Here is a 24173-nt window from a genome sequence, read left to right as displayed (position 1 = left end):
ATTAGTTAAAAAATGAACAATTAGCAAGTTTTAAGAGCAATTAAATTCTTTTTTGGTGCATAAATAACAGCTAAAAATCAGCGCGTTATTTTGTAATTAGGGATAATATTAGAGGGCTAAAAGTAGCTGACAAGTAGATTTGATAGGGCTTAGGACGCTATAGCTAAGTATAAAATCTAGCCATTAAAGCGGTAAAAAATTAAATGCACCAAACTTCACCAATTTGGTGCAAAATATAGATCAAAAAATTTACATCCAATCAGCGTTGCGGATCACCCCAACAGCTAACCCTTCAATATTGAAAGATTCATGTTCAAGATCCACTTCAATCGGTGAAAATTCATCGTTTTCAGCATGTAAAAAAACTTTTTTACCTGCTTTTTCAAGGCGTTTTACTGTTACATCGTCATCAACACGGGCAACCACCACTTGGCCATTTTCAGCAACTTGAGTGCTGTGTACTGCCAATAAATCGCCATCCATAATACCAATGTCTTTCATACTCATGCCTTGCACACGCAGTAAAAAATCAGCAGCCGGTTTAAACAAGAGTGGATCTATTTTGCAATGACTTTCAACATGCTGCTCTGCCAAAATAGGCTCACCAGCGGCAACTCTGCCTATTAGAGGTAAACCAAGTTGTTCCGGCTCATCCTCTTCAACTAACTGAATACCTCGACTAGCACCGGGCTTCATTTTAATAACGCCCTTTTTCGCTAATGCCTTTAAATGTTCTTCCGCTGCATTAGCACTTTTAAAACCTAACGTTTGCGCAATCTCAGCACGGGTTGGCGGCATACCGGTATCTTTAATAAAAACTTTAATAAGTTCGAGAATTTGAGCTTGGCGATTCGTTAATGGGCGCATACAACTGGTTTTCCATACAGTACATTTAACTGTGAGTATATACAGTTATCTGAAAATCGCAAATATAAATTGGCTTAAAATCGCGCCGTTAATAACAAGCTCATACTATTTAAACCACTTCCAGAATCAAGCGCAGATCCAAGACCAAACTTTAATGCTACATGTTGATTAAACCAATATTGCGTTTGCAGTTCATAGTTGTCTTTTAGATTTTTCTGATTCCGAATATTGGCAACGACTCCCACTGACCATGCTTGATTTACATAATAAACCGCCTGCCCCTGCACATAACGATAACGCCCTGCCAATTGCTTTAGCTCTAAATCCCAACCTTGATTGCTAACTATATTTGTCCAACGAACATAAGGAGCATAAGTCCATTCAACCGCGACTCTTTCATTATCTTTGCCAAACCACATATCATGGCGCTCTAAGCGACTGTAATATACATTGAACCCTAGTTGTAACTGCTCATTCATTTGCTTACCAACAGCGGCACTCACTAAATAATCAGTATTTTGCCAATAGCTATTATCCTCACAGAGGCGCTGCGCGCTGGCACTAATAACTAATCCTGCGGGACCATAGATGGCAGCATCGGCATTTAAATAGCTAAAATCATCATTAGCAAACCCACCAATAGCATAATTATTGACTTGATTTAAATACGCTTTTAGCTCGTATGGACCAGTCAAAGATTCAAGATCTTGCGCAAAATATCGGTATCGTGCGCCTAAAAAAGATTCATCTAAACCAGCTAAATCGGTAAAACCAATATCGAGTTGATGTTGGGTACTAGCAACAGCCTGCGGCTGAGCAACAAGGCTCATTAATAATATTGCACCACATCCAAATACCTTTACTTTCATCCTTAAGATCCATTAACAGTTAGATAATATAGGTACATTTTATCTATTTTTATGATCTTAACTGTAGGAAAATGTTTAAAAGTGTAGACTGATTTAGTAAATAACTTAGTGAGGTAGACAGATGAGTATTTGGTATCAACCGATCACCCTAGCACAATGTAAGCAACTTGATGACGGCATAAGTGGTCAAGGCACATTGATGAAAACCATGGGCATTGAAATAAGTGAAATAGGCGATGATTATTTAGTAGCAACGATGCCCGCGATCCCAGCTCATCATAACCCTATGGGTATGGTGCATGGCGGCGCAAATGTTGTACTTGCAGAAACGGTGGCGAGTTATGCTGCAAACTTTGCTGTTGATTTTACAAAGTTTTATTGTGTTGGCCAGGAGATCAATGCCAATCATCTAAAAGCATCACGTAATGGTATATTAACCGCGATAGCAACACCACTACACTTAGGCAAGCGTACATCCGTATGGGAAATAAAAATCACCAATAGTCGTGGAGAACTGTGCTGCGTATCAAGAATGACCGCAGCAATTGTAGAGCGAAAAGGCTAACTTGAAAGTGGATAAATTGTAATTTCAATACCTGCGCCAATAGCAGAAATACGCAATAAAGTATCGGCACTGAGCGCTTGATTAAAGCATTTTGGCGAAGTGCCTGATTCAAAGCCAATATCAAAGGTGCGCTTTGAGCATGATAACCACTGCTTTAATGCATTGCGTGAGCAAGATTCAATTAACTCACATAAGTGGTTAATCGCTTTATCTGGTGAGATAACGTCTTCATTAGACTCAATACGTGCTAGTTGACGGTACTCATCTTTATCGTAATGCAAAACCACAGCACTTTTTTTTAAGTCTGCAACTAACAAACTAATATCTTGCTTTGATTCAAGCTCTAGATCTACATTTAAAAATTGAATTTCCGACATTGTTTCATTTTTACCCTGCGTTAATAACAACGCAAACTTTAACCTAATTTTGCGTATATACCAAATCTAGAGTAGCTAGTTTTATTTTGTTGATGCGACAATTTGCCACATTGGCAAACTCAATATAATTTATAGAATACCGCACTAATAACAAACAGGTAGTCACTATGGATAAACGCATTTTTAAACATGCGCGTAAGTTTCACAAATGGTTAGGTTACTTATTAGCGCTACAAATTTTTGCATGGTTACTCGGTGGTTTAATTATGAGTGCTATACCGCTTGAAAAAGTTCACGGTAAACATTTAGCTGCGCGGCAATTAAATAACCCATTCAAACAAGCTGATTATCTAGCCTCAGTTGATAATATCGTTTCACAAATTATTCAACCAAGACAAATTAGTTATAGTCACTTTTTAACAATCCCTACCATTATTGTGAGCAACAGTAACGGTGAGTACAGCTTTAACGGAGTTACTGGCAGTCCTTTGGTAGCACCGAGTAAAGCGCAAATTATTGCCAATGCCCAAGCTCATCTATTAATTAATGCGCAAGTAACAGACGCGATCAAACTAGCTAAAGGTACTCGCGAAGTTGGCTTTAAAGAAAATATTTGGCAAGTAAATTTTGACGATACGTTTAACACCACACTATATTTATCCGCTGATAGTGGCCAAGTTATTACTGTTCGCAGCACAATTTGGCGAGTTTTCGATTTTTTCTGGATGTTACACATAATGGACTATGATCAACGTGAAGATTTTAATAACCCATTATTAATTAGTTTTGCAGCCAGTAGCATATTGTTTTGTTTAACTGGCTTTATTTTATTACTACAAAATATCCGTTTTAGAAAACGTACTTCCCGTCGCCCAAGTAGCTAACCTTACCTTGTAGATGAGTTAAAATTCCCACTACATCACACAGTTAAGCGATTTACTTTTTGAATAATCGCTCTAAACTAGCGCTTCCTGTAGTTCACTAAAGTGATTGGATATGCCGCATTTAATTATTGCGCTGGTATTGTGTTGTGTGAGTTTTAACCTTTATGCAGAACAATTCACCAGTTTTTACAGCGCAAAAAAACACCTCATCAAAACCCTTCCTGATAACGCCACCAGCCTCTATTGTGGCTGTAATATTAAACGCCAAGGTAAAAAACTGGTGCCCGACCCAAATGCATGTGGTTATGTGCCTCGCAATGCGGTTACTCGTTCAGGCAAACCAAATGCGCGCGCAACTCGGATTGAGTGGGAACATATTGTGTCTGCATGGGAATTTGGTCACCAGCTACAATGCTGGCAAGATGGCGGCCGAAAAAATTGCATTAAAGTCAGTGCGCAATTTCGGAAAATGGAAGCTGATATAAATAATCTCGCTCCGGCAATTGGTGAAATAAACGCAGACCGCTCTAATTATAGCTTTGGCATGATTGCAGGTAATGCAAGCCAATATGGTCGCTGCCAAGTAAAGGTAGATTTTAAACAGCGTGTGGTAGAGCCGCCCTTTTATGCACGAAAACGCATTGCCGATGCTTATTTTTATATGCAAAAAACCTATGGTTTAAAAATTTCCGACAAGCAACAAAAATTATTTACCGCATGGCAAAACCAAGCTTTGGCAGCGAAAAATAGCAATGCTGTACTTTAAATAGCCAAAACCATAAAAAAGGCGCATTTCGCGCCTTTTCACTTAAAACCTACATTTAGTTTCGTCATTAAATATCTTGATGTGGGCCAAACACCTCGTAGTGAATACGCTCAGCAGCAACTTCTAATACGAGTAATTGCTGTTTAATTGCAGCCATAAACCCCGTTGGGCCACAGATGTAGAAATCACCTTCTTCAAGCGGTAGCTGCTCAGCAACAGCGCTGACATTCATCAATCCAGTAAACTCAGCTCCCTCGCCACCTTGATTAAACCAAGTGTAGTAATTTAATCGAGTATGCGCCGCGGCTTGCTCTGCCAAAAACTGACTAAATGAATGCTGCAGGATATTTTCACAGGCGTGTAAATAGGTGACCGCTTGATTCGATGTATCACATAATAATGTTTGTAGCATTGCCAGCATCGGTGTTTGGCCAACGCCCGCAGAAATTAATACCACAGGTTTTTTATTTGCGCGTAAAAAGAAGTCTCCAGCCGGTGGATAAAGCTCCACAACGCTGCCCTCATCAAGTGAGTGCAAATAATTAGATACAATCCCCGCTGCTGGCAATAACTCTTTTTTCACGCTAATACGGTAATTTTCACCATTACTTTGCTGAGAAATAGAGTATTGGCGTATCTCACTATACTGTGCATAAGCTGGTTTTACTTTGATACCTAAATACTGCCCTGGTTTATGAGTCATTACCGCTTTACCATCGACTGGCACTAAAGTAAAACTGGTTACTAACTCTGATTCAGGCTGTTTTTTAGCAATAACAAATGCTCTAGTACCCGACCAGCCACCGTGGTTATTTTTACTGTGCTCGTATAGTGCCGCTTCTTCGGTAATACAAATATCAGCAAGTAGTGCGTAAGCCTCACGCCATGCATATTCAACTTCAGCTGTAAATTGCTCAGGGATCAATTCTTTTAAAGTGCCAATCAGGTGTCCGCCAACAATTGGATAATGCTCAGGTAAAATATGCATGCTGGTATGCTTATGATTAATGCGTGCCAGCGCCTCTTTTAATACGGCTAAATTATCAATATTTTGAGCATACGCAGCCAAGGCATTAAATAATGCAAATTGCTGACGGCCACTACGTTGATTGGCCATATTAAAAATATCCTGCAGCTCAGGGTTATGACTAAACAGCCGGTTATAAAAATGCTCCGTGACAACGGTGCCCGCCTGCGCCAATAAAGGCGCTGTGCTTTTTACTATTTCAATGGTTTTATCAGATAACATACAACTTCCTTTAACCACGACGCCCATCAACACGACGCCGCGTTAAAATAGGAATACAGTGGAATAAGAACAATAAAAATGCCACGATCCACAGTACAGCACTCAGCTGCCATGCGATGTGTGGCCCAATAACAACAGGTAATAACGAACGAATAATTGCTGCAATAAACACTAAAGCAAACGCCACAGCCATAAAGTGAGGAATAGTTAAAGGGCGGCCAGTATGACCATGAGATACCCGCGTCATCATCGCTAAGATCATCATGCCAATCGTACCTATAGTGATCATATGCAGCGCGTCTTTAAACAAAATAACCGAGCTGTAAAAACTCAGCGCAAGCAATACTAAACCAAGCCCAAGAGCTAGATAGGAGAAGTGCAACGACCATAACAGTGGTACTTTGAGCATTTGATTATTCCACCACAACAATGAGCGACTTAAATGCACTACAGCAACAACAGCCAATGCCCAACCAGGATTAACGCTTGCTATAAATAATTGGCTGATAAAATAAAGCGCGACAGCAAACAATGAGCTGTAAAGCAGCACTTTATCTAAATGAGGAGTACGCACTTGCTCCGCTAAACCAAGACCACGAGCAGTAAAAAAAGGTAATACCCGCCCAGCCACCACACCGACAAGTAAGGTAATTACTAGTACTGCGGTATCGGCGACTGCCAATGCAAGTAGCATGTTTTGTTGTATTGCTAAGCATAAATAAATAATATTGAGCACACACAATGCGCTTAGCATCGGTAAAAATTGGTAGTTATTTTTATTGCCAGCTTTAAGGAGCATATTAGCCAGCGCCATAACTGCACCTAACCACCAAAGCAATTGGAACAATAACACCGCATATAAACTAAAGTTTTCAATACCTGCACTGGTAATAAAAAACGCAACACGAGCTGCTAGCCACACTAGGGTTAGCAACATCAATTTACGACCATTAATACTCGCAACCCCGGTCCAAGTTTGTGCTGCGGTTAATAAAAACCCCACAGCTACAGCGCCTGCAAAGCCAAACATCATTTCATGGGCATGCCAAAGTGTTGCTGGCATAGTCAATTGCCATCTGGCATGGCCTGTTAAAATGAGTAACCAATAACTAATCGACAAAACGGCCAACAAGCCAGCTCCTAAAAAGTAGGGCCGAAATGCTAACATCCATAACGGCCATTGACTGACTTGATAAAAACGCACTTTTTTGGGCATTGGTTCGGTTAAATTGATTGCTCGCATCAGCGTATTAGACTTATCTATCTAGGTATTTATAACACGCTACTGCACAAGCCGAGCCAAGATTTAAACTGCTTATTATTCAACATATTAACTATTTTACTATTGACAAAAAAGTCTTTATGACTCACCTTTAAATAAGATAAAAACACATTTGAGTCATTTTGACATGGCAGATAAACAAAGCTTACTTAATGTCGCCCTTGTGCTTGCTAAAGTGAGCGACCAAAAGCAGCCTTTTCAGCAGTTAATTCAGTGTATCAAGCAAGTAATACCCAGTGACGCTATTGCACTGCTTACCTTACAAGGCGATGTGTTAAAACCACAAGCTATTCATGGACTGACGCCTGACACCCTAGGACGACGCTTTGTAATAAACGAGCATCCACGTTTACATGCCATTTGCAACGCTAAGCAACCATTACAGTTTGCCCATGATTGCCCAATTCCTGATCCGTACGACGGTTTACTATCGAGCAAAACTGGCGATATCCCTGTTCATGCTTGCTTAGGCATCCCCCTACTTGATAGCGAAGATAACTTACTCGGTGTGATCACCCTCGACAGTCTCGATGCAAATGCATTCGACAGTTTTGACCTTGAGCTATTTACTCAACTAGGTACGCTTTGCACCGCGCATTTGCAAACTGTATTAAAACTGCAGCAATATCAAAACCACGCGCAACATAGTAGCGCTTTAGTGCAAGAGCTAAACCGCGAAGCGCTTACCCGCGATGGTGCAGAGATCATCGGCCAAAGCACGGCCATGCAAGCCCTTCGAAGCGATATAAAACTAGTGGCGGCTTCTGAGTTTAGTGTCTTGATCCAAGGTGATACCGGGGTAGGTAAAGAGCTAGTAGCACGCAATATCCATCTTCATTCAAAGCGTAGCGAAATGCCGTTAATTCACTTGAATTGTGCATCATTACCAGAGAACCTCGCCGAAAGTGAATTTTTTGGCCACGCCAAAGGCGCATTTACCGGCGCCCATAATGCACGTCAAGGCAAGTTTCAGCTGGCTGATGGTGGCACCTTATTTTTAGATGAAATTGGTGAACTACCACTTGTCATGCAAAGTAAACTATTGCGCGTCTTACAAAGTGGTGAAATCCAAACGGTTGGCGAAGATGAAGTAAAATACGTCGATGTAAGGGTTATTGCGGCTACAAACAGGCATTTAAAAAACGAAGTCGCTCAAGGGCGTTTTCGAGCCGATTTATATCATCGGTTAAGTGTTTACCCGCTCAACGTTGCGCCACTTAAACAACGCGAAAACGATGTAATTCTACTTGCAGGTTACTTTGTTGAAAGAACAGCCCGTAAGCTAGCTATCAAACAACTCAAACTCAGCGTCGAAACGCAACTACTACTCACTCAATATGACTGGCCGGGAAATGTGCGAGAACTTGAGCATGTGATCAGCCGTGCAGCATTAAAAGCCAAACAAAGCCAGTGGCAGCAAGCAATAATTACTATTGAACCTGCTCATTGTGAACTTAACCTAAGTACAAATAACCCAGCGCCTGTCGCATTAACAACTGCCGATAACAATAACATAAATAAACAAAATTTCTCGCTCAAACAAGCAACGGATACATTTACTCAGCATTTAATCAGCCAACAGCTAGAACAACATAATTACAACTGGGCCAGTGCAGCACGAACATTAAAAGTTGATCGCGCTAACTTAGTGCGATTAGCCAAACGTCTCGGTATTACAGTAAAAAAATCTATTTAATGTGTATTTTATACACCCAAACTTGGCTATAGTGCCAACTGGTGTAAAACCACAATAAACATCTAAACAGGAGATATTTGATGATTGTATTAAACCCCCTTGCTGGGCAAGTAAGTGCTTAATTTTATTTTTTAATATTAAGTTTTGCCCGGCCATTAGCCGGGGCGCTGTTGATAGCTAAAATTTAACAGCAAACCCCTTTGTTATTTTTACTCTTTGCAGTAATGGGGTTATATGAATACTAATTTAAGTTTAAGCCAACTGGGTTGGCGCGCATTTTTCCAACAACAACTTACGCTCAATGATTTAGAGCACACACTGATTGCACGGATCATTACCTACCATCGCGACCACTTTGTTGTACAGAGTGAGCAGGGTTGCCACAAGGTATTGGTAAATTCAGATCATCCCCCCTTAACTGTGGGTGACTGGATATTACTTACGCAACACAACGAACACTGGCTGTTTACCCGATTGCTTGAACGCTTAACATTGCTCAGTCGCAAAAGTGCGGGAAGTAAATTAAGTGAACAGCTTATTGGCGCTAATATTGATACTTTGTTTATTGTCAGCTCGCATAATCAAGATTTCAATCTAAGCCGCTTTGAGCGCTACTTAGCGTTAGCATATCAAAGTGAGTGTTTACCCGTTGTTGTACTGACCAAACGCGATCAATGTGCAGAGCCAGAGCAACATATAGCACAACTAACAGCGCTTGATAATCACTTAACCGTGCTGTCTGTTAATGCATTAGAGCGTGGCAGTGTTGAGCAATTAATGCCATGGTGCGGCAAAGGTCAAACATTAGCTTTTGTTGGGTCTTCGGGTGTAGGTAAATCCAGCTTAGTTAATAGCTTATGTGAACAGCAGCTAAGTGACACTGGTGCAATTCGTGAGGACGACAGCAAAGGTCGCCACACCACGACTCATCGAGCATTGCATGTTCTTAACGTAGGAGCGCTGTTACTCGATACTCCCGGCATACGAGAGCTGCAACTAAGTGACTGTCAACAAGGTGTAGAGCTTACTTTTAACGATATAAGTGAACTGGCGCAGCAGTGTCGATTTGCCGATTGTAGTCATCAGCTAGAACCCGGTTGTCAGGTGCTAGCTGCGTTACAAAAAGGCTTATTAACGCAGCGGCGTATCACTAATTATCAAAAACTGTTAAAAGAGCAGCAACGCAATACTAAGAGCCTTGCGCAATTACGTAGCCAAGATAGAAGCTTAGGTCGGTTTTATCGTAACGTACAAGCAGACATGCGTAATTTAAAAGGACGTTAATTAATTTTTCTCAGTCGTTAAACAAAACGTGGCTAAATACTGTTTAGCCACGTTTTTGCTGATAGAAAGATTAACCAGCTAAATTACGCGAGCTTATGCTCCTTAAAATACGCTTTTAAAAGCTGACTGAACGCCTGTACCTTAGCTGTTCGGTGCACTAAGTGATGGGTTACTAGCCATAAATCCGTTGGCCAACTAAGTTCATCCGCTAGTATTGGTACTAAATCAGCATACTGCGCCGCCACGTCATGCTGCATCCCGCCAATTCCCAAGCCTTTAACAATCGCACGGGTTGCCTCTGAGGTTTCAGACACGCGTAATTTCACTTGTGAAGTTGGTATATTTTCATCAACCCAAACAAAATAAGGCACTTTGCCATTATAGCCGGCCACCCCCGAAACAAAATTATGCAACGGCAATTGCTTAATACTTTTTGGCACGCCATGCTTATCAATATAACGCTTTGATGCATAAAATCCTGACGACAAATGCGCCAAATGCTGGGCGATATAATCACCTTCATCAGGACGAGGACCTGCGCGTACCGCTATATGTGCTTGGCCGTGATCAAGACGTAACCGGTTTTGATCAAGTATCACTTCCAGCTGCACTTGCGGATGTAAACTTTGAAATTGTTCACACACATCACTCAGTACATCAATAAAACCACTGACCGTTGTAAGCAATAAACTACCACGCAAAGTACTATCTGCGGCAATAATATCATTGTGTAAGCGTTCAAGTTCACTATTAATAGACTGCGCTGCTGTAAAGAGTTTAGCGCCAATCTCAGTTACTTTATAACCCCGGGCATGACGATGAAATAAACGTGCATTTAAACTTTGCTCTAGGTTATTAATGCGCCTAAGTACCGTACTGTGATGAACGTTGAGCTTTTCAGCCGCCGCTGTTAACGTTCCTAACCGCGCAACTTCATAGGCTACTTTTACATCTTGCCAGTCATCAAATTGAATCGCCATACCTGCCCTTAACCTTAGCTGTGCGTATATGCACATAAGTTTTGCGTTTATTTGGCTTTTCTGCAAGTAAATATTTGCTAAAGTAGTTAACAGGCAAACCCAACTACGTTATTGAAGGCGACCACCATGACAGCACCAAAAATTATTGCCTTAGCAGGCAGCTTACGTAAAGACAGCTTTAACCAAAAATTGATCAATGAAGCAGCCCGCTTTGCATTAGAAAGCGGTGCAGAAGTTGAAGTAATTAAACTGGCAGATCTAAACTTACCCATGTTTGACGAAGACGTTGAAGCGCAAGGCACACCAGTAGGCGCTCAGTTATTAAAAGACAAACTACGCGCTGCAGATGGCATCTTACTTGCCAGCCCTGAATATAACGGTTCAATTACCGCGGTACTAAAAAATGCCATTGATTGGGCATCACGTACTGAGCAAGGCGCAGTTCCAGCATTTCGTAACAAGGTAACGGCTTTATACGCCTCATCACCGGGAGGCTTAGGTGGCTTGCGTGGTCTAAATCACGTTCGCGATATTTTATCGGGTATCGGCAGCTTGGTATTGGCAGATCAACTTGCCGTACCTGCAATTCACACTTTGCTTGATGAAAATGGCCGCATTAGTGACCCTGTGACAGCAGAACGAATTGCAGGCCTTGCTCAGCAGCTTGTCAGCTTAGCCAGCAAACTTAATAAATAACCTCTATTTCGAGATGAATATTTAATAAAAGCCAGCGCTAACGTTAAACAGTTGGCACATTATCTATTTTTAAGATACTGGCCCGGCGTTGTTGCTAATGTTTTTTTAAAAGCAGTATTAAATGCCGAGCTTGATTCAAACCCAAGCTGCTGTGCAATATATTGTTGAGAGTGACCACTCTCCAACATTTCGACCGCGCGTAATGCTCTAAGCTTTTGCTTCCACTGGCTAAAATTCATAGAAAAACTTTTATTAAATAAGCGATTTAATGTTCGACTCGATGCACCAACTTCAAGCCCCCATTGCTCAAGCGTTTTATGGCATCCAGGATGTGCATGTAGTTCACTTAAAATTGGCGTCAAACGGTTATCTTGCGCTGTTGGTATAAAAAATTGACTTGTTGGCGCGCACTCTAAACAATCAATAAATACATCAATAAACCGCATAGTTCGTGCGTCTAGATTATAGTCTTCTGGCCAACTACAAATCATTAAAACCATTGCTTTTAATAAGTCATCAATATGCAGTACCTTCGCGTTCAAGCCCAAACGTGCAACGTAAGACGTATCAATATAGACACTGCTAAATTGACCGCCGTAACGGCAGAAGGTCTCGTGAGGCAAATGCGGTGGTAACCACACTGCTTGATTTGGCGGAACAACAAAGCGCCCTTGTGAAGTAGCCACCGTCAAGACCCCTCTGCTGGCATAAGCTAACTGCCCCCATGTATGCTGATGAGTTTGCACATGCTGCCAAGGCGGCATTGGCCCTGCCCTTGGGTGAATAGGCCTATCGAGCTTAGTGCGCTTAAAGCGTGATTTGATACTCACCCAGCAATTTGTCTGATCAGATAAACTTTGTGTCATACTATGCTATTTTGGCCATTTTAAAAACATCTTACACTAGGGGCTGCAATATCAACAAATGTACTTAGGAAAAAAATGAAAGAACAAACTGGAGCCAAAACCTGGCAGTCGCCGTTCAATTTTTTAGCATTAGCCACTGCTATAATGGCGATCACCTTTTCTGGTTGGATGGCGCTACTTAATAACTTTGCAATAGAGGCGGCTAATTTTACTGGCGCCAACATGGGCATGTTGCAATCTTTACGTGAAATACCGGGGTTTTTAGCTTTTACAGCCGTATTTATTTTACTCGTATTAAAAGAACAAACAGTTGCGCTGATCAGCCTGTGCCTATTATCGATTGGAATCGCGCTTACAGGGTTTTTCCCCACTGTTTATGGCTTGTATGCCACCACTGTATTAATGTCGATAGGCTATCACTACTTTGAAACCATCAACCAATCTTTAAGCCTACAATGGTTTAATAAACAAGAAGCGCCTCTCAAATTAGGTAAGTTACTCTCAATAAAGTCAATCGCTTCACTCTTCGCTTATGGGTCCATCTGGCTGAGTGTTACTTATTTAGCCACTGACTATAAAGCGCTCTATTTTGTACTCGGTGGGGGTGGGCTTATATTAACAGCGGTATTAGTTTTAGCGTTCCCAAGTTTTAAAATTAATTCAATACAACACAAAAAAATCATCTTGCGCAAAGAGTATAGCTTGTACTATCTACTCTTGTTTTTCTCAGGCGCGCGCAGGCAAATATTCATGGTGTTTGCAGGCTTTCTAATGGTCGAAAAATTTGGCTTTGATGTTGCCCAAATTACCGCCTTGTATATGCTAAATCATGTTATTAATATTTTTATTGCTCCAAAAATAGGGCAGATGATTAGTAGCATCGGCGAGCAAAAAACCTTAACTCTTGAATACAGCGGCTTAATACTGGTATTTATTGGCTACGCACTAGTTGAGTCTCCACTATTCGCAGCAGCCCTCTATGTCGTTGATCATCTCTTTTTTGCCATGGCTATTGCCTTAAAAACCTACTTTCAAAAGATAGCTAGACCTGAAGATATTGCCGCAACAGCTTCGGTCAGTTTTACCATTAATCATATTGCCGCAGTTATCATCCCTGCTGCTTTTGGTTTAGTTTGGCTATACGACCAAGTATTAGTCTTTTATTTCGGCGCAGCGTTAGCAGCATGTTCATTACTGTTCAGCCAGTTTATTACTGGGCATCTTCAACGCATTAAAAGTATTGCTTAATATCTTACAGCTTTGTCGCTGCCAACTTGGCAGCGATAAAATCCTCATGCGCGACATACAACAAGTTAGAAACACGGCGAATTACATACTCTTCTTGCGGATCTAACTCACCATCTGCAAAGGCTAAACGCCACAGCAATTCAATTATTTCAATGCGTTGCTCTGCGCTGCATTGATCATTAATTTGTTTAGAAAACTGAAAGTAATCAATCGCGTCATCCAAACTTTTTCCTGCGCTTTGCATTAGCTCACTAACGTCTTCATCACTCAAATTAAAATACTTTTTTAAAGTCAGGGATAACGTTTTCAATTCATCGTCTTGCTGCTCGCGATCAGCACGCATTACTTCAATCAATAATGCCGCTATAGCCGTTTTCAAATCATGCTCTTGCAGCTGAGCTGGTTGCTCATCAAAAGCTGAAAATAGTTGTTTTATTTGTTTGAACATCACATTTTCCCTTTTTGGGTGTTAGACTTACAGCATAACTCGTTGCATCACTGTAATTAAATAGTGCGCTCAATACAATAATGGAGTTAAAGGTTTATGAAAGGAAAAACAGCAAATAGGCTAGTAATTATCAGTGCACTGGCACTATTAATAGGCAGTAATGCGGTATTAGCAGAAAAAGGTGAAACCGAAAAACTCTATGACTTTGATGAAAAAGTCCATTATTACCAAACAAAATTAGACGCAAATAACTATCATCTAGAAATTCAATCTGACGACTATCAGCACTTTAAAAATCAAAGTGTATTTTTATTGCGCCATGCTGACCGTTTATGCCGTGGTAATCCGTTTATGCTAAAAGTGACTGATGGTGTACAAGAGTATGATCGTTTCCCAACCAAACCCCGCGCCTATCAGCCACCTTTAACGGTATTACTACAATGTGAGACAAAGCCCAGCAAAGACTAATCTTTAGTCTTTATAACCCCAAGGCGCTGGCGGTGGTGTAATTGGTTTTGTTAAATCAAAATCAACGCGAAACTCGCGGCCTTGGCGAATTAAACGATAAGTAAACTTTTCAGGGTAAATATACATCTGCCATGTATTACCGATAGATTGTGGAATACCTTGGCTAACAAACAATTCTTTTGAGTACTGATCCGCAGGGAACGACTGCACGTTAGCAAACCCAGCATCAACCGTATGACCACCGTACATAGTCGATACATCATCAGTCCCATCTTGATGGCGATGATCGTGTTTTAAACTCAAACCACTACCGGTTTTGGTAATGATCCACGTACGTGATGCATCATCACCTACATGAAACGGTACTTGTAACTCTCTATCAGTGCATTTACGAACATGCATGACTAATTTTTTACCCGCAAACGAGCTAGGACCAGTGGCATTATCAACCGTTACTTTACCCTCAAAAGCTTTACCACAATAGGCGGCAATATTATCAAAAAAGCCATCATGAGTTGGGATAGATACCAAAGGCGCAGGGCGAGCAAACGCCGCCGTAGACGCCAGCAATAAAGTTGCCGCAGTTAATAATTTCATAGCATGTTCCTAAAAGTATAAAGTTGCAGCTTAGCCTGTTAATAAATACAAAGGAAGTAATCGCGGTGAATGGTGGTCCAGCGGTGAGTAAGCTAAAAAAGTTGGCAAGCCAACCATAAAATAGCTTAAACGGCTTTTTCAGCTCGGCTTTTCATCAACTTTAATAGTGAATTATGAAAGTCTTGAAAAATAACCTCACCCCATAATCGAGAGTAAATAGTAAAGTTGGTATTATCTTCAACAGTGGTTTTTAACGTTAAAACGGTTTGTCCATTAGCGGTTTCTGCTAAATAATAGCCTCCATAAAGAGGAGAAAAATATTCTCCACCTAGCTTTACATGTTTATCTAGTGCGTTGTCTGGAATCAAATCAGGGTCGATATCAAACTGGTAGAGCACTTGTTTATTTGGCTGCCAATCGGTTATAACTTCTTTAAATACAATGTTCTTTTGCCATTTACTGGTTCTCACTGCACCTACACCTTGTGCATCCATATCCGCCTGCAAAGGGCGAGGAATACCTATTAATTGCGAAAATGACATTGGGAACTCTTCGTCTGCAATGTAACTTACATTCGCCAATTGCCGCCAAACAACATCTATTGGTGCATTGATAACAACTGAATTTTTAACTTCGTATGTTTGCGATAGCTTTAAAAAATTCACCTCTAGCGGTGATAAAATCAAAGGTATTAATGCCACTGACATGACGACTTTTTTACTTTCTTTTTCTAATTTACGATGTACAAATCCAGCTAAGACTCCTCCTATACTTGCAAATAACATAAATGCTGGTAGCGCCATGGCGACACAGATACTCCCCTCTAAAAGAGTGACTACACTGACCAGTAAAAATATAAAAATAGGCTGCCAAGCCTTAACTGCCATTTGCTTATAAGACATTGATTTATTGAGTTTGCATTCAAAATAAATACGAATATAGCCAATCGCAATGGGGACTAAAAACATAAAAGAAATAGTGACTAAACTGCCGAAGTTAAACGCATCACTAAACTCTAGAAATACCCGTATAGATATGCCGTAAAGCACACCTAAAATAATGCCTATATATTTTGGAGAAAGCGTTCGCATAAATAGTTCTTTCAATGTTTAATTGCCAATAATGTTCCGAAGTTAACAACTATTTTTAACCGCAGCAATAAAAAACGCGGCCTTAGCCGCGTTTCATTGTTTAATGACTTTTAAACCTTTACTGCCAAGGTCGCTCGGCGTTAAGCTTTGCTTCAAAGGCATCGATTTGTGGGTTGAGGGTTTCGGTGACACCGATAAAATCTAAACCACTTAATAAACGCTCTTTTACGTCTTTGCGAATATCAAAGCTAATTGGGGCAAACTTATTGCTGGTCAGCGTTTGGTTTTCAAGATCGATGTCGATATGAATATCGTCGTGTTGCTCGCTCAGTACAAATAAGTCTTCCAATGTTTGTGCTGGTAGTGCAATAGCTAACATCTGGTTATTGCCACAGTTATTAAAGAAAATATCGGCAAAGCTTTCCGCTAAAATCACTTCAAAACCATATTGCTTAAGCGCCCATGGAGCGTGCTCACGTGATGAGCCGCAGCCAAAGTTATCGCGAGTTAGTAATATTTGCGCGCCTTGGTAACATGGCCGATTTAAAATAAACTCAGGGTTTGGCTCGTCGTTATCTAAATAGCGCCAATCATAAAACAACGCCGCATCAAAACCATCACGGCTGGTTGAGGTTAAAAACTGCTTTGGAATGATTTGGTCGGTATCGACGTTGTTTTTATCAAGTGGGGCCATTAAGCCACTAAAAAAAATGCTCATTAGGCTTCTCCTCTAATATCAACAAAGCGACCATGAATAGCTGCCGCAGCGGCCATTGCAGGGCTTACTAAGTGTGTACGACCACCACGGCCTTGGCGACCTTCAAAGTTACGGTTTGAGGTGGATGCACAGCGCTTGCCTGCACCTAAGCGGTCATCGTTCATGGCTAAGCACATTGAGCAACCCGGTTCACGCCACTCAAAACCAGCAGCTTTGAAAATATCAGCTAGGCCTTCATCTTCAGCCTGTTTTTTCACCAAGCCAGAGCCTGGTACGATTAACGCCTCAACACCAGCAGCCACTTTTTTACCTTCAACAATCTGTGCGGCGGCGCGTAAATCTTCAATTCGGCTGTTGGTACATGAACCGATAAATACCGTATCTACGCTCGCTGACGATAACTTATCACCGGCCGTTAAACCCATATATTTAAGCGCGCTGCGAATCGCATCAGCTTTAATTAAATCAGGCTCTTGATCTGGATCTGGAATGCATTCATCAACACCAATAACTTGCTCAGGGCTAGTGCCCCAAGTAATTTGCGGCTGAATGCTACTCGCTTCTAGTTCAACTTCTAAATCAAACTGCGCACCTTCGTCAGTTTTTAAGGTTTCCCAGTAGGCAACTGCAGCTTCAAAATCATCGCCTTGTGGAGCAAATGGGCGGCCTTTTAAGTAATCATAAGTGATTTGGTCTGAAGCGATTAAACCCGCTTTAGCGCCCATTTCAATACTCATGTTACACAATGTCATACGCGCTTCCATTGACAGTGCTGCAATGCCTTCACCACAAAACTCTGCCACATAACCTGTACCACCAGCGGTACCTAGCTTACCAATCACCGCCATGATCAAATCTTTGGCTGTAACCGTTGGACGTAGTACACCATTAATTTGAATTTTTAATGACTTGGCTTTTTTCTGTTGTAGTGTTTGCGTCGCGAGTACGTGCTCAACCTCAGACGTACCAATACCATGGGCCAGCGCACCAAATGCACCGTGAGTAGAGGTATGGCTATCACCACAAACAATGGTAGTGCCAGGTAAAGTAATACCTTGCTCAGGCCCCATTACATGCACTATGCCTTGGTTAATTGAGTTTAAATCGTAAAGTACAATACCAAACTCTTTGCAGTTGGCATCAAGCGCCATCAATTGGTTTTTTGATACTTCACTGGCGGCATCTAATGAGCGGCTTTTGGTCGATACATTATGATCCATCGTTGCGATGGTTTTTTCAGGACAACGCACTTTACGGTTTTTCTCTCGCAGGCCAGCAAAAGCTTGCGGCGATGTCACTTCGTGTACTAAATGACGGTCAATATAAAGTAAATCGGTTTGCTCATTAATACTAGCAACTACATGTGCTTGCCAGATTTTATCGTATAACGTTTGGGCCACTTGCTGATCCCCTAATTTGTTTGACTCGCCGCGTGACGGTGCAGCGAGTGAATAATTGTTTAAATACGTGCTGTTTTATATACGAGCGACAATTGCTGCGGCAACGTCTTGCGTTGTATAACCTGCATTTGGGTAAATATCCGGTGTACCTACGCCTGCTTCGACCGCTTCGGCTACTGCTTTTTCAATGCTGCGCGCCGCTTCATCTTGGCCTAGTGAATAACGTAGCATTAACGCGGCACTTAAAATTTGTGCGATTGGGTTTGCCACCCCTTTACCAGCAATATCAGGTGCCGAACCACCAGCAGGTTCATACATACCAAAGCCTGACTGATTTAAACTTGCCGATGGCAATAAGCCCATAGATCCGGTGATCATCGCGCATTCATCTGACAATATGTCACCAAATAAGTTATCACACAGTAACACATCAAACTGGCTTGGTTGCTTAACTAACTGCATTGCCGCGTTATCAACGTAAATATAATCAAGGCTTACTTCTGGGAAGTCTTTGCTTACTTCGGTTACTACTTCGCGCCATAATACACTTGATGCTAATACGTTGGCTTTATCAACCGACGTTACATGGTTATTACGTAATTTTGCTGCTTCAAAGGCAAAACGTGCAATGCGTTCAATTTCTTTGCGTGAATAAGTTTGTGTATCAAACGCCACTTCTTCAGCCCCTTCGCCACTGCGGCCTTTTTCGCCAAAGTAAATACCGCCCGTTAGCTCGCGCACGCATAAAATATCAAAGCCTTTTTCGCTTATATCGGCACGTAATGGCGATGCAGCGCTCAGTGCTGGTAATAGTTGCGCTGGGCGTAAGTTACAAAACAAACCAAAGTGTTTACGTAGTGGCAAAAGTGATGCGCGCTCTGGTTGCTCATTGGCAGGAAGATGCTCCCACTTTGGACCGCCCACTGAACCAAACAAAATTGCATCGGCACTTTCACACGCTGCAAGGGTTTGATCGGGTAACGCTTTACCAAATTGATCAATCGCAGCGCCGCCAATGGCATGATGATGACGAGTTAAAGTGAAACCAAATTTACTGCTCACAGCATCCAATACTTGCTCTGCTGCTGCCATTACTTCTGGGCCGATACCGTCGCCTGCTAATACGGCAACGCTATAATTTGATTGACTCATCCTGCTTTCCTTTGTTGTTTTAAATCAGACACTTTTTGTGCGCGATAAATTAAGTTATAAACGCGGATCATGGCGCGTACTGACGCCTCAACCACATCCGCGGCAATGCCCGCGCCGTGATAAGGGCGGCCATCGTATTTAGCTATTATATTTACTTCACCTAATGAACTGGCGCCTTCACCGGTCGCCTCTAGATTAAATTCAATCATTTCAACAGTCATACCCGTTAAACGTTCAATCGCTAAGAATGATGCCTCTACAGGGCCATTACCAGTGGCTGCTTCTTGTTTAGACTCACCATTAATCGTCATACCAATAGTTGAGCTTGCTACTGATTGCGAGTTAGACGTTGAGTTAACAAACTCTAATTGGTATTTGTCGTCTTTATCACTGATTTGGTTAAAATAAATCATCGCTTCAAGGTCATAGTCGTACACTGTACCTTTTTGATCTGCAAGGGTTAAGAAGCTTTCATATAGGCTATCCATATCGTAATCAGATTTTTGATAGCCTAATTCTTCAAGGCGGTGCTCAATAATATGACGACCCGAACGTGAGGTCATATTTAATTGGTTATTTGGTACGCCGACGCTTTCTGGTGACATAATTTCATAGGTATTTTGCGCTTTTAATACACCGTCTTGATGAATACCTGAACTATGGGCAAAAGCATTCTCGCCAACAATCGCTTTGTTAGGTTGCACTGGCATATTACAAATTTTCGCCACTTGGCGTGAAGCGCGATAGATTTCTTCACTGCGAATATTGGTATACACTTTTAAGTGGTCTTGGCGCATCTTCATGATCATCGCCACTTCTTCAAGTGAACAGTTACCCGCACGCTCACCAATACCATTAATAGTACATTCGATTTGCCGTGCACCGGCTTGCACCGCTGCAACAGAATTGGCAACAGCCAAACCTAAATCATTATGACAATGTACACTTAACCGCGCTTTATCAATATTTGGCACGTTATTCATTAAATGGCGGATCATCGCCGCGTATTCGTCTGGCGTAACAAAACCAACTGTATCTGGTAAGTTGATGGTTGATGCACCAGCATTAATCGCCTGCTCAACAATTTTGCATAAATCCCAATGCGGCGTACGGCCTGCGTCTTCGCATGAAAATTCCACATCATCAGTATAATTACGGGCAAGCTTAATTGATTTAACCGCCATGGCTGTCGCATCATCTAAGCTCATACGTAGCTTGTGTTCTAAATGCAAAGGGCTGGTAGCAATAAAAGTATGAATTCGACTTTGTTGTGCTGTGCGAAGTGCTTCGCCACAGGCTTCAATATCTTTAGCAACAGCGCGTGCTAAACCACAAATAATCGGGCCTTTCACTTCTGTCGCTATACGTTGCACTGAACGAAAATCGGCAGGGCTCGAAACCGGAAAACCTACTTCCATCACATCCACATTTAGGCGGCTAATAGTATGCGCCAGCTGGATTTTATCTTCTTCAGTCAGGCTCGCTTTAAGCGCTTGCTCACCATCACGTAAAGTGGTGTCGAAAATCCATACTTTATCTTGTTCTTGCATAATCTACCCTTAATTCTCTGCTGCCCTGGATGCGAGATAAAAAAAACCCCGCGATATGCGGGGTTTTTTGTGTTTACTTAATGCAAATACACTAATCCCCGCTCACGTGCGCTTGCAGTAAGAGGTTCAGTTTTAATGTAATTAAATGAGTGTTTTGCATCGTCTTTACTAAATGTGTGTGTTCAGTGAGCCCTATTTTTAACACTTCAAAACTGCGCATGCAAGCATAATCTCACCTTTAAATGGAATGAAAAACCACAATAAAAGAAAATAAATTTCGTATAAAGCCAACTTTACGGTTATATAATTCAAACCAAACCTAAAGCAACCATAATATACTTTACTTTATGGCCGATCCTGCTTAGATAAGTTTTCTATTTTAATTCCCACTGTTGTCTCCACTCTATTCAGATCCTTTGCTCATTTTATGCATAATCAGTTACCCTGTGCTTTTTGGTTGGTAATCGCTACTGGTGATAATCTGTCCAAACCCCAAATACCCATTTCCTTTACTCGTGTGATTTTTTGTTCGCCTGTTAAAATATTCGTTTTAGTAATAATGCTGTATATGTCAGGTATTTCATCTCGACTAGTTGGCTCTTTAAAATCGTTATAACCAAATTTAAGAGTGACATTTTCATCCAAAGAAAAAATCACGCTATTACCTTCCCCTATTTCTGAGTGCTCTATTTCCGGATTGGCAATATTCACCCAATGAAAATGCGCTTTTGGTCTGATATGAGTCATAAACGCTAAGTATTTTCCATCCGGTGAAATACGGTGGTCCACCATCTCCCACTTACGTGGAAAACCAAAATTAACTTTGCGTATTACCTCACCATCAAACTTATGTATCCAAAAGCCATCGTGCTTTACCGCTAAAAACTCTTTATCGCCTGGGAGTAAAAAAGCAGCGCCACTGTGGTGAATTTGTGGTCGTGGGGTTAGCTCGCCTGTTGGAACATGGTAATTAAAGTTTTTGCCATCTGAGTAAAAAATTACATTTTTACTGTCTGACGTCCAATTAAACCACGGGTAGCCACCACCACCTGACATGGTGATTAGCTTTTTCTCTTTAGTGTCGTATAACTGGCGCGTGGCTCTATCATTGATATAACCCGAAATAGCGATATAACGGTTATCTGGTGAGCGAGCTGGTGCATGTATACTAATAGATTCAAGCTTTTGAAATACCTCTTCTGGAATAATACGCCGCCTGTCAGAGCCATCTAAACGAGATGACCACAGCGTGCGTACCTCACTGTATTTGTATTTATTCCAAAACATTAACCGCGGGGTTAAGAAGGTATCTGCATCGCCATACACCTCTTCGCGTATTTCCATCGGCCACTCAGGGTGGTTTTTATGCTCTTTAGCCCATGGGTATTTAGCAACATCAACCTCTGCCTGCTCAGAGCCTTGTGAAGGTGGCTCTGAGCAACCGCTTAGTACCAAGCTGGCACAAAGAGAGAGCACACAAAACATGCTGTATTTTTTAAAAAACATCAAAAACTATCCTTTTACTGAATGAGCCTATTTATTGGATTGCTGTAAACACACTCATTATTTAAAACTTTTTAAATTATCAACAAACTCTTTCGCCCATCCACTAGGACTATTATTGGCAATAAGCCCAATGGACTCCATTGGCGGAATAATAATAGGCCGTTGATTATTATTAGCCGTGTAGGCATGAAATGGCAGGCGTACCTCTAACGACTCACTGTTTATTGTCGATAAAATACCAGCACTATTTGTTTTTAATACAATAGGCTTTTTTGTATCGTAAGTGGCTGACTCAGGCTGCTCGGCCACCACGATTCGATTTGCTACCGGCGTTAATTTACCCACCGGTTTATTATTCTCAACATATCCAGTTAGTAAATACACTAACGGGCTTGCAGATCCTTTGCTCATTTCATGCATAACTAGTTACCCTGTGCTTTTTGGTTGGTAATTGCTATAGGGTATATTGACCTCATTCCCCAAATTCTCATTTCTTTAGTACGCGTTACCTGTTGCTCACCTGTTAAAATATTGGTTCTAGTGATAATGCTATAAGTAACAGGCTTACCAAGCTCATCAACCTCGCCCATTGGGTTATAACCAAATTTAAGGGTGGCATTTTCATCCAGAGAAAAAATAACGCCATTACCTTCCCCTATTTCTGAGTGCTCTATTTCAGGGTTGGCAATATTCACCCAATGAAAATGCGCTTTTGGTCTGCCTTGAGTCATGAACGCCAAATATTTTCCATCCGGTGAAATACGGTGGTTTTTCATCTCCCACTCTTTTGGGAAACCAAAATCAACTTTGCGTACTACTTCACCATTAAACTTATGTATCCAAAAGCCGTCGTGCTTTATCGCTAAAAACTCTTTATCGCCTGGGAGTAAAAATAACTCGTCAGAGTAAATTATTTCGCGCTGTGTAAGTGTTGCTGTTGATACTTTGTAGTTGTAATGTTTACCATCTGCATAAAAAATTACATTATCGCTATCTGAGGTCCAGTTAAATGAAGGATGCCCCCCCCCGCCTGACATGGTGATTAGTTTTTGTTCTTTGGTGTCGTAAAGCTGGCGTGTCGCTCTATCATTGATATAACCCGAAATAGCTATATAGCGGTTATCTGGGGAGCGGCTTGGTTTATGTAGCCCTACGGGTCTAAATTGCATAAATACCTCTTCTGGAATAATACGGCGCCTGTCAGAGCCATCTAAACGAGATGACCACAGCGTGCGTACCTCACTGTATTTGTATTTATTCCAAAACATTAACCGCGGGGTTGAGAAGGTATCTGCATCGCCATACACCTCTTCACGTATCTCCATCGGCCACTCAGGGTGGTTTTGATGCTCTTTTGCCCATGGGTATTTAGCAACATCAACCTCTGCCTGCTCAGAGCCTTGTGAAGATGGCTCTGAGCAACCGCCTAGTACCAAGCTGGCACAAAGAGAGAGCACGCAAAACATGCTGTATTTTTTAAAAAACATCAAAAACTATCCTTTTACTGAATGAGCCCATTTATTGGATTGCTGTAAACAAACTCATTATTTAAAACCTTTTATAATGAAGGCAAAATGAATGCACTTACCCTTCTGTTATCTCTGCCATTATTAC

25 protein-coding genes are annotated in these 24173 nt (G+C 41.4%); 8 read left to right on the top strand and 17 right to left on the bottom strand.

What is annotated here, in order from left to right:
- Nucleotides 1-249: 249 nt before the first annotated feature.
- Nucleotides 250-867: a transcriptional repressor LexA gene (gene lexA, locus H5163_RS14905; protein WP_145237778.1), complete on the bottom strand. Its 618-nt coding sequence runs from the start codon at nucleotides 865-867 to the stop codon at nucleotides 250-252.
- Between the two features lie 74 nt (nucleotides 868-941).
- The gene (locus H5163_RS14900) at nucleotides 942-1736 is read right to left on the bottom strand and encodes a hypothetical protein (RefSeq protein WP_149980421.1); all 795 of its coding nucleotides are present in this window, start codon (nucleotides 1734-1736) and stop codon (nucleotides 942-944) included.
- A 121-nt stretch (nucleotides 1737-1857) separates the two neighbouring features.
- On the opposite strand from H5163_RS14900, the gene H5163_RS14895 reads away from it, so the two are divergent.
- Entirely contained in the window at nucleotides 1858-2301 is a 444-nt protein-coding gene (locus tag H5163_RS14895) for a PaaI family thioesterase (RefSeq protein WP_149980420.1), read from the top strand.
- On the opposite strand, the gene H5163_RS14890 is transcribed toward H5163_RS14895, so the two are convergent.
- Nucleotides 2298-2678 carry a hypothetical protein gene (locus tag H5163_RS14890; RefSeq protein WP_145242456.1) on the bottom strand — a complete coding sequence of 127 codons (381 nt, stop codon included), beginning with the start codon at nucleotides 2676-2678 and terminating at the stop codon, nucleotides 2298-2300. The genes H5163_RS14895 and H5163_RS14890 overlap by 4 nt on opposite strands.
- A gap of 167 nt (nucleotides 2679-2845) precedes the next feature.
- Between H5163_RS14890 and H5163_RS14885 the strand changes: the two genes are divergently transcribed.
- Both H5163_RS14885 and H5163_RS14880 read left to right on the top strand, forming a co-directional pair.
- Nucleotides 2846-3562 carry a hypothetical protein gene (locus H5163_RS14885; protein WP_182735453.1) on the top strand — a complete coding sequence of 239 codons (717 nt, stop codon included), beginning with the start codon at nucleotides 2846-2848 and terminating at the stop codon, nucleotides 3560-3562.
- Between the two features lie 112 nt (nucleotides 3563-3674).
- Nucleotides 3675-4328, top strand: a complete 654-nt coding sequence (locus tag H5163_RS14880; RefSeq protein WP_145242452.1) for an endonuclease — start codon at nucleotides 3675-3677, stop codon at nucleotides 4326-4328.
- 67 nt (nucleotides 4329-4395) lie between these two features.
- Here H5163_RS14880 and hmpA read toward each other — a convergent pair whose 3' ends face one another.
- Nucleotides 4396-5577, bottom strand: a complete 1182-nt coding sequence (hmpA, locus tag H5163_RS14875) for an NO-inducible flavohemoprotein (RefSeq protein WP_182735452.1) — start codon at nucleotides 5575-5577, stop codon at nucleotides 4396-4398.
- A gap of 10 nt (nucleotides 5578-5587) precedes the next feature.
- The gene (locus tag H5163_RS14870) at nucleotides 5588-6820 is read right to left on the bottom strand and encodes an NnrS family protein (RefSeq protein WP_182735451.1); all 1233 of its coding nucleotides are present in this window, start codon (nucleotides 6818-6820) and stop codon (nucleotides 5588-5590) included.
- A gap of 166 nt (nucleotides 6821-6986) precedes the next feature.
- Here H5163_RS14870 and norR point away from each other — a divergent pair, with 166 nt between their 5' ends.
- Together norR and rsgA are read left to right on the top strand one after the other, a co-directional pair.
- Entirely contained in the window at nucleotides 6987-8555 is a 1569-nt protein-coding gene (gene norR / locus H5163_RS14865; protein WP_182735450.1) for a nitric oxide reductase transcriptional regulator NorR, read from the top strand.
- Nucleotides 8556-8789: 234 nt separating this feature from the next.
- Complete coding sequence (rsgA, locus tag H5163_RS14860) at nucleotides 8790-9839, top strand: ribosome small subunit-dependent GTPase A (protein ID WP_182735449.1); 1050 nt, start codon at nucleotides 8790-8792, stop codon at nucleotides 9837-9839.
- A gap of 83 nt (nucleotides 9840-9922) precedes the next feature.
- Here rsgA and H5163_RS14855 read toward each other — a convergent pair whose 3' ends face one another.
- A complete protein-coding gene (locus H5163_RS14855) occupies nucleotides 9923-10819 on the bottom strand; it encodes a LysR family transcriptional regulator (protein WP_145242443.1) in 897 nt (298 codons plus the stop codon).
- 126 nt (nucleotides 10820-10945) lie between these two features.
- On the opposite strand from H5163_RS14855, the gene H5163_RS14850 reads away from it, so the two are divergent.
- Nucleotides 10946-11515 (top strand): NADPH-dependent FMN reductase, encoded by a 570-nt coding sequence (locus H5163_RS14850; protein WP_182731720.1) that lies wholly within the window; start codon nucleotides 10946-10948, stop codon nucleotides 11513-11515.
- A gap of 59 nt (nucleotides 11516-11574) precedes the next feature.
- Here the strand turns inward: H5163_RS14850 and H5163_RS14845 are convergent, their stop codons facing one another.
- Nucleotides 11575-12381, bottom strand: coding sequence for a helix-turn-helix domain-containing protein (locus H5163_RS14845; RefSeq protein WP_182731719.1), 807 nt, complete (start codon nucleotides 12379-12381; stop codon nucleotides 11575-11577).
- A gap of 75 nt (nucleotides 12382-12456) precedes the next feature.
- Here H5163_RS14845 and H5163_RS14840 point away from each other — a divergent pair, with 75 nt between their 5' ends.
- Nucleotides 12457-13629 carry an MFS transporter gene (locus H5163_RS14840; protein ID WP_182731718.1) on the top strand — a complete coding sequence of 391 codons (1173 nt, stop codon included), beginning with the start codon at nucleotides 12457-12459 and terminating at the stop codon, nucleotides 13627-13629.
- A 4-nt stretch (nucleotides 13630-13633) separates the two neighbouring features.
- Here H5163_RS14840 and H5163_RS14835 read toward each other — a convergent pair whose 3' ends face one another.
- On the bottom strand, nucleotides 13634-14077 hold the full coding sequence (locus H5163_RS14835) for a TerB family tellurite resistance protein (RefSeq protein ID WP_182735448.1): 444 nt from the start codon (nucleotides 14075-14077) through the stop codon (nucleotides 13634-13636).
- Between the two features lie 96 nt (nucleotides 14078-14173).
- Between H5163_RS14835 and H5163_RS14830 the strand changes: the two genes are divergently transcribed.
- Complete coding sequence (locus H5163_RS14830; protein WP_145242437.1) at nucleotides 14174-14545, top strand: hypothetical protein; 372 nt, start codon at nucleotides 14174-14176, stop codon at nucleotides 14543-14545.
- A 3-nt stretch (nucleotides 14546-14548) separates the two neighbouring features.
- Here the strand turns inward: H5163_RS14830 and H5163_RS14825 are convergent, their stop codons facing one another.
- From H5163_RS14825 to H5163_RS14785, 9 genes are all read right to left on the bottom strand, one after another.
- Complete coding sequence (locus tag H5163_RS14825; RefSeq protein WP_182735447.1) at nucleotides 14549-15142, bottom strand: hypothetical protein; 594 nt, start codon at nucleotides 15140-15142, stop codon at nucleotides 14549-14551.
- A 125-nt stretch (nucleotides 15143-15267) separates the two neighbouring features.
- Nucleotides 15268-16233 carry an SRPBCC family protein gene (locus tag H5163_RS14820; protein WP_182735446.1) on the bottom strand — a complete coding sequence of 322 codons (966 nt, stop codon included), beginning with the start codon at nucleotides 16231-16233 and terminating at the stop codon, nucleotides 15268-15270.
- Between the two features lie 118 nt (nucleotides 16234-16351).
- The gene (leuD, locus tag H5163_RS14815) at nucleotides 16352-16951 is read right to left on the bottom strand and encodes a 3-isopropylmalate dehydratase small subunit (RefSeq protein WP_182731715.1); all 600 of its coding nucleotides are present in this window, start codon (nucleotides 16949-16951) and stop codon (nucleotides 16352-16354) included.
- Nucleotides 16951-18351, bottom strand: coding sequence for a 3-isopropylmalate dehydratase large subunit (gene leuC / locus H5163_RS14810; RefSeq protein WP_145242429.1), 1401 nt, complete (start codon nucleotides 18349-18351; stop codon nucleotides 16951-16953). Before leuC ends, leuD begins: the two co-directional genes overlap by 1 nt.
- Nucleotides 18352-18426: 75 nt before the next feature.
- On the bottom strand, nucleotides 18427-19503 hold the full coding sequence (gene leuB / locus H5163_RS14805) for a 3-isopropylmalate dehydrogenase (RefSeq protein ID WP_182735445.1): 1077 nt from the start codon (nucleotides 19501-19503) through the stop codon (nucleotides 18427-18429).
- Complete coding sequence (gene leuA, locus H5163_RS14800; RefSeq protein ID WP_182735444.1) at nucleotides 19500-21053, bottom strand: 2-isopropylmalate synthase; 1554 nt, start codon at nucleotides 21051-21053, stop codon at nucleotides 19500-19502. The genes leuB and leuA overlap by 4 nt, the downstream gene beginning before the upstream one ends.
- A gap of 435 nt (nucleotides 21054-21488) precedes the next feature.
- Entirely contained in the window at nucleotides 21489-22559 is a 1071-nt protein-coding gene (locus tag H5163_RS14795) for a hypothetical protein (protein ID WP_404936315.1), read from the bottom strand.
- A 57-nt stretch (nucleotides 22560-22616) separates the two neighbouring features.
- Nucleotides 22617-22979: a hypothetical protein gene (locus H5163_RS14790; protein ID WP_182735442.1), complete on the bottom strand. Its 363-nt coding sequence runs from the start codon at nucleotides 22977-22979 to the stop codon at nucleotides 22617-22619.
- Nucleotides 22980-22981: 2 nt separating this feature from the next.
- Nucleotides 22982-24046: a hypothetical protein gene (locus H5163_RS14785; protein ID WP_404936314.1), complete on the bottom strand. Its 1065-nt coding sequence runs from the start codon at nucleotides 24044-24046 to the stop codon at nucleotides 22982-22984.
- Between the last annotated feature and the right edge of the window lie 127 nt (nucleotides 24047-24173).

The sequence above is a fragment of the Pseudoalteromonas sp. SG44-8 genome, assembly GCF_014164125.1.
Lineage (GTDB): Bacteria > Pseudomonadota > Gammaproteobacteria > Enterobacterales > Alteromonadaceae > Pseudoalteromonas > Pseudoalteromonas rhizosphaerae.
Note: the sequence above shows the minus strand (reverse complement) of the source record. Positions and strands in the feature narration are given on the sequence as shown.

Bases quoted from the DNA above. Each gene is read 5' to 3' on its own strand.
- lexA (WP_145237778.1), bottom strand. From the start codon at position 867: ATGCGCCCATTAACGAATCGCCAAGCTCAAATTCTCGAACTTATTAAA.
- H5163_RS14900 (WP_149980421.1), bottom strand. From the start codon at position 1,736: ATGAAAGTAAAGGTATTTGGATGTGGTGCAATATTATTAATGAGCCTT.
- H5163_RS14895 (WP_149980420.1), top strand. From the start codon at position 1,858: ATGAGTATTTGGTATCAACCGATCACCCTAGCACAATGTAAGCAACTT.
- H5163_RS14890 (WP_145242456.1), bottom strand. From the start codon at position 2,678: ATGTCGGAAATTCAATTTTTAAATGTAGATCTAGAGCTTGAATCAAAG.
- H5163_RS14885 (WP_182735453.1), top strand. From the start codon at position 2,846: ATGGATAAACGCATTTTTAAACATGCGCGTAAGTTTCACAAATGGTTA.
- H5163_RS14880 (WP_145242452.1), top strand. From the start codon at position 3,675: ATGCCGCATTTAATTATTGCGCTGGTATTGTGTTGTGTGAGTTTTAAC.
- hmpA (WP_182735452.1), bottom strand. From the start codon at position 5,577: ATGTTATCTGATAAAACCATTGAAATAGTAAAAAGCACAGCGCCTTTA.
- H5163_RS14870 (WP_182735451.1), bottom strand. From the start codon at position 6,820: ATGCGAGCAATCAATTTAACCGAACCAATGCCCAAAAAAGTGCGTTTT.
- norR (WP_182735450.1), top strand. From the start codon at position 6,987: ATGGCAGATAAACAAAGCTTACTTAATGTCGCCCTTGTGCTTGCTAAA.
- rsgA (WP_182735449.1), top strand. From the start codon at position 8,790: ATGAATACTAATTTAAGTTTAAGCCAACTGGGTTGGCGCGCATTTTTC.
- H5163_RS14855 (WP_145242443.1), bottom strand. From the start codon at position 10,819: ATGGCGATTCAATTTGATGACTGGCAAGATGTAAAAGTAGCCTATGAA.
- H5163_RS14850 (WP_182731720.1), top strand. From the start codon at position 10,946: ATGACAGCACCAAAAATTATTGCCTTAGCAGGCAGCTTACGTAAAGAC.
- H5163_RS14845 (WP_182731719.1), bottom strand. From the start codon at position 12,381: ATGACACAAAGTTTATCTGATCAGACAAATTGCTGGGTGAGTATCAAA.
- H5163_RS14840 (WP_182731718.1), top strand. From the start codon at position 12,457: ATGAAAGAACAAACTGGAGCCAAAACCTGGCAGTCGCCGTTCAATTTT.
- H5163_RS14835 (WP_182735448.1), bottom strand. From the start codon at position 14,077: ATGTTCAAACAAATAAAACAACTATTTTCAGCTTTTGATGAGCAACCA.
- H5163_RS14830 (WP_145242437.1), top strand. From the start codon at position 14,174: ATGAAAGGAAAAACAGCAAATAGGCTAGTAATTATCAGTGCACTGGCA.
- H5163_RS14825 (WP_182735447.1), bottom strand. From the start codon at position 15,142: ATGAAATTATTAACTGCGGCAACTTTATTGCTGGCGTCTACGGCGGCG.
- H5163_RS14820 (WP_182735446.1), bottom strand. From the start codon at position 16,233: ATGCGAACGCTTTCTCCAAAATATATAGGCATTATTTTAGGTGTGCTT.
- leuD (WP_182731715.1), bottom strand. From the start codon at position 16,951: ATGAGCATTTTTTTTAGTGGCTTAATGGCCCCACTTGATAAAAACAAC.
- leuB (WP_182735445.1), bottom strand. From the start codon at position 19,503: ATGAGTCAATCAAATTATAGCGTTGCCGTATTAGCAGGCGACGGTATC.
- leuA (WP_182735444.1), bottom strand. From the start codon at position 21,053: ATGCAAGAACAAGATAAAGTATGGATTTTCGACACCACTTTACGTGAT.
- H5163_RS14795 (WP_404936315.1), bottom strand. From the start codon at position 22,559: ATGTTTTTTAAAAAATACAGCATGTTTTGTGTGCTCTCTCTTTGTGCC.
- H5163_RS14790 (WP_182735442.1), bottom strand. From the start codon at position 22,979: ATGCATGAAATGAGCAAAGGATCTGCAAGCCCGTTAGTGTATTTACTA.
- H5163_RS14785 (WP_404936314.1), bottom strand. From the start codon at position 24,046: ATGTTTTTTAAAAAATACAGCATGTTTTGCGTGCTCTCTCTTTGTGCC.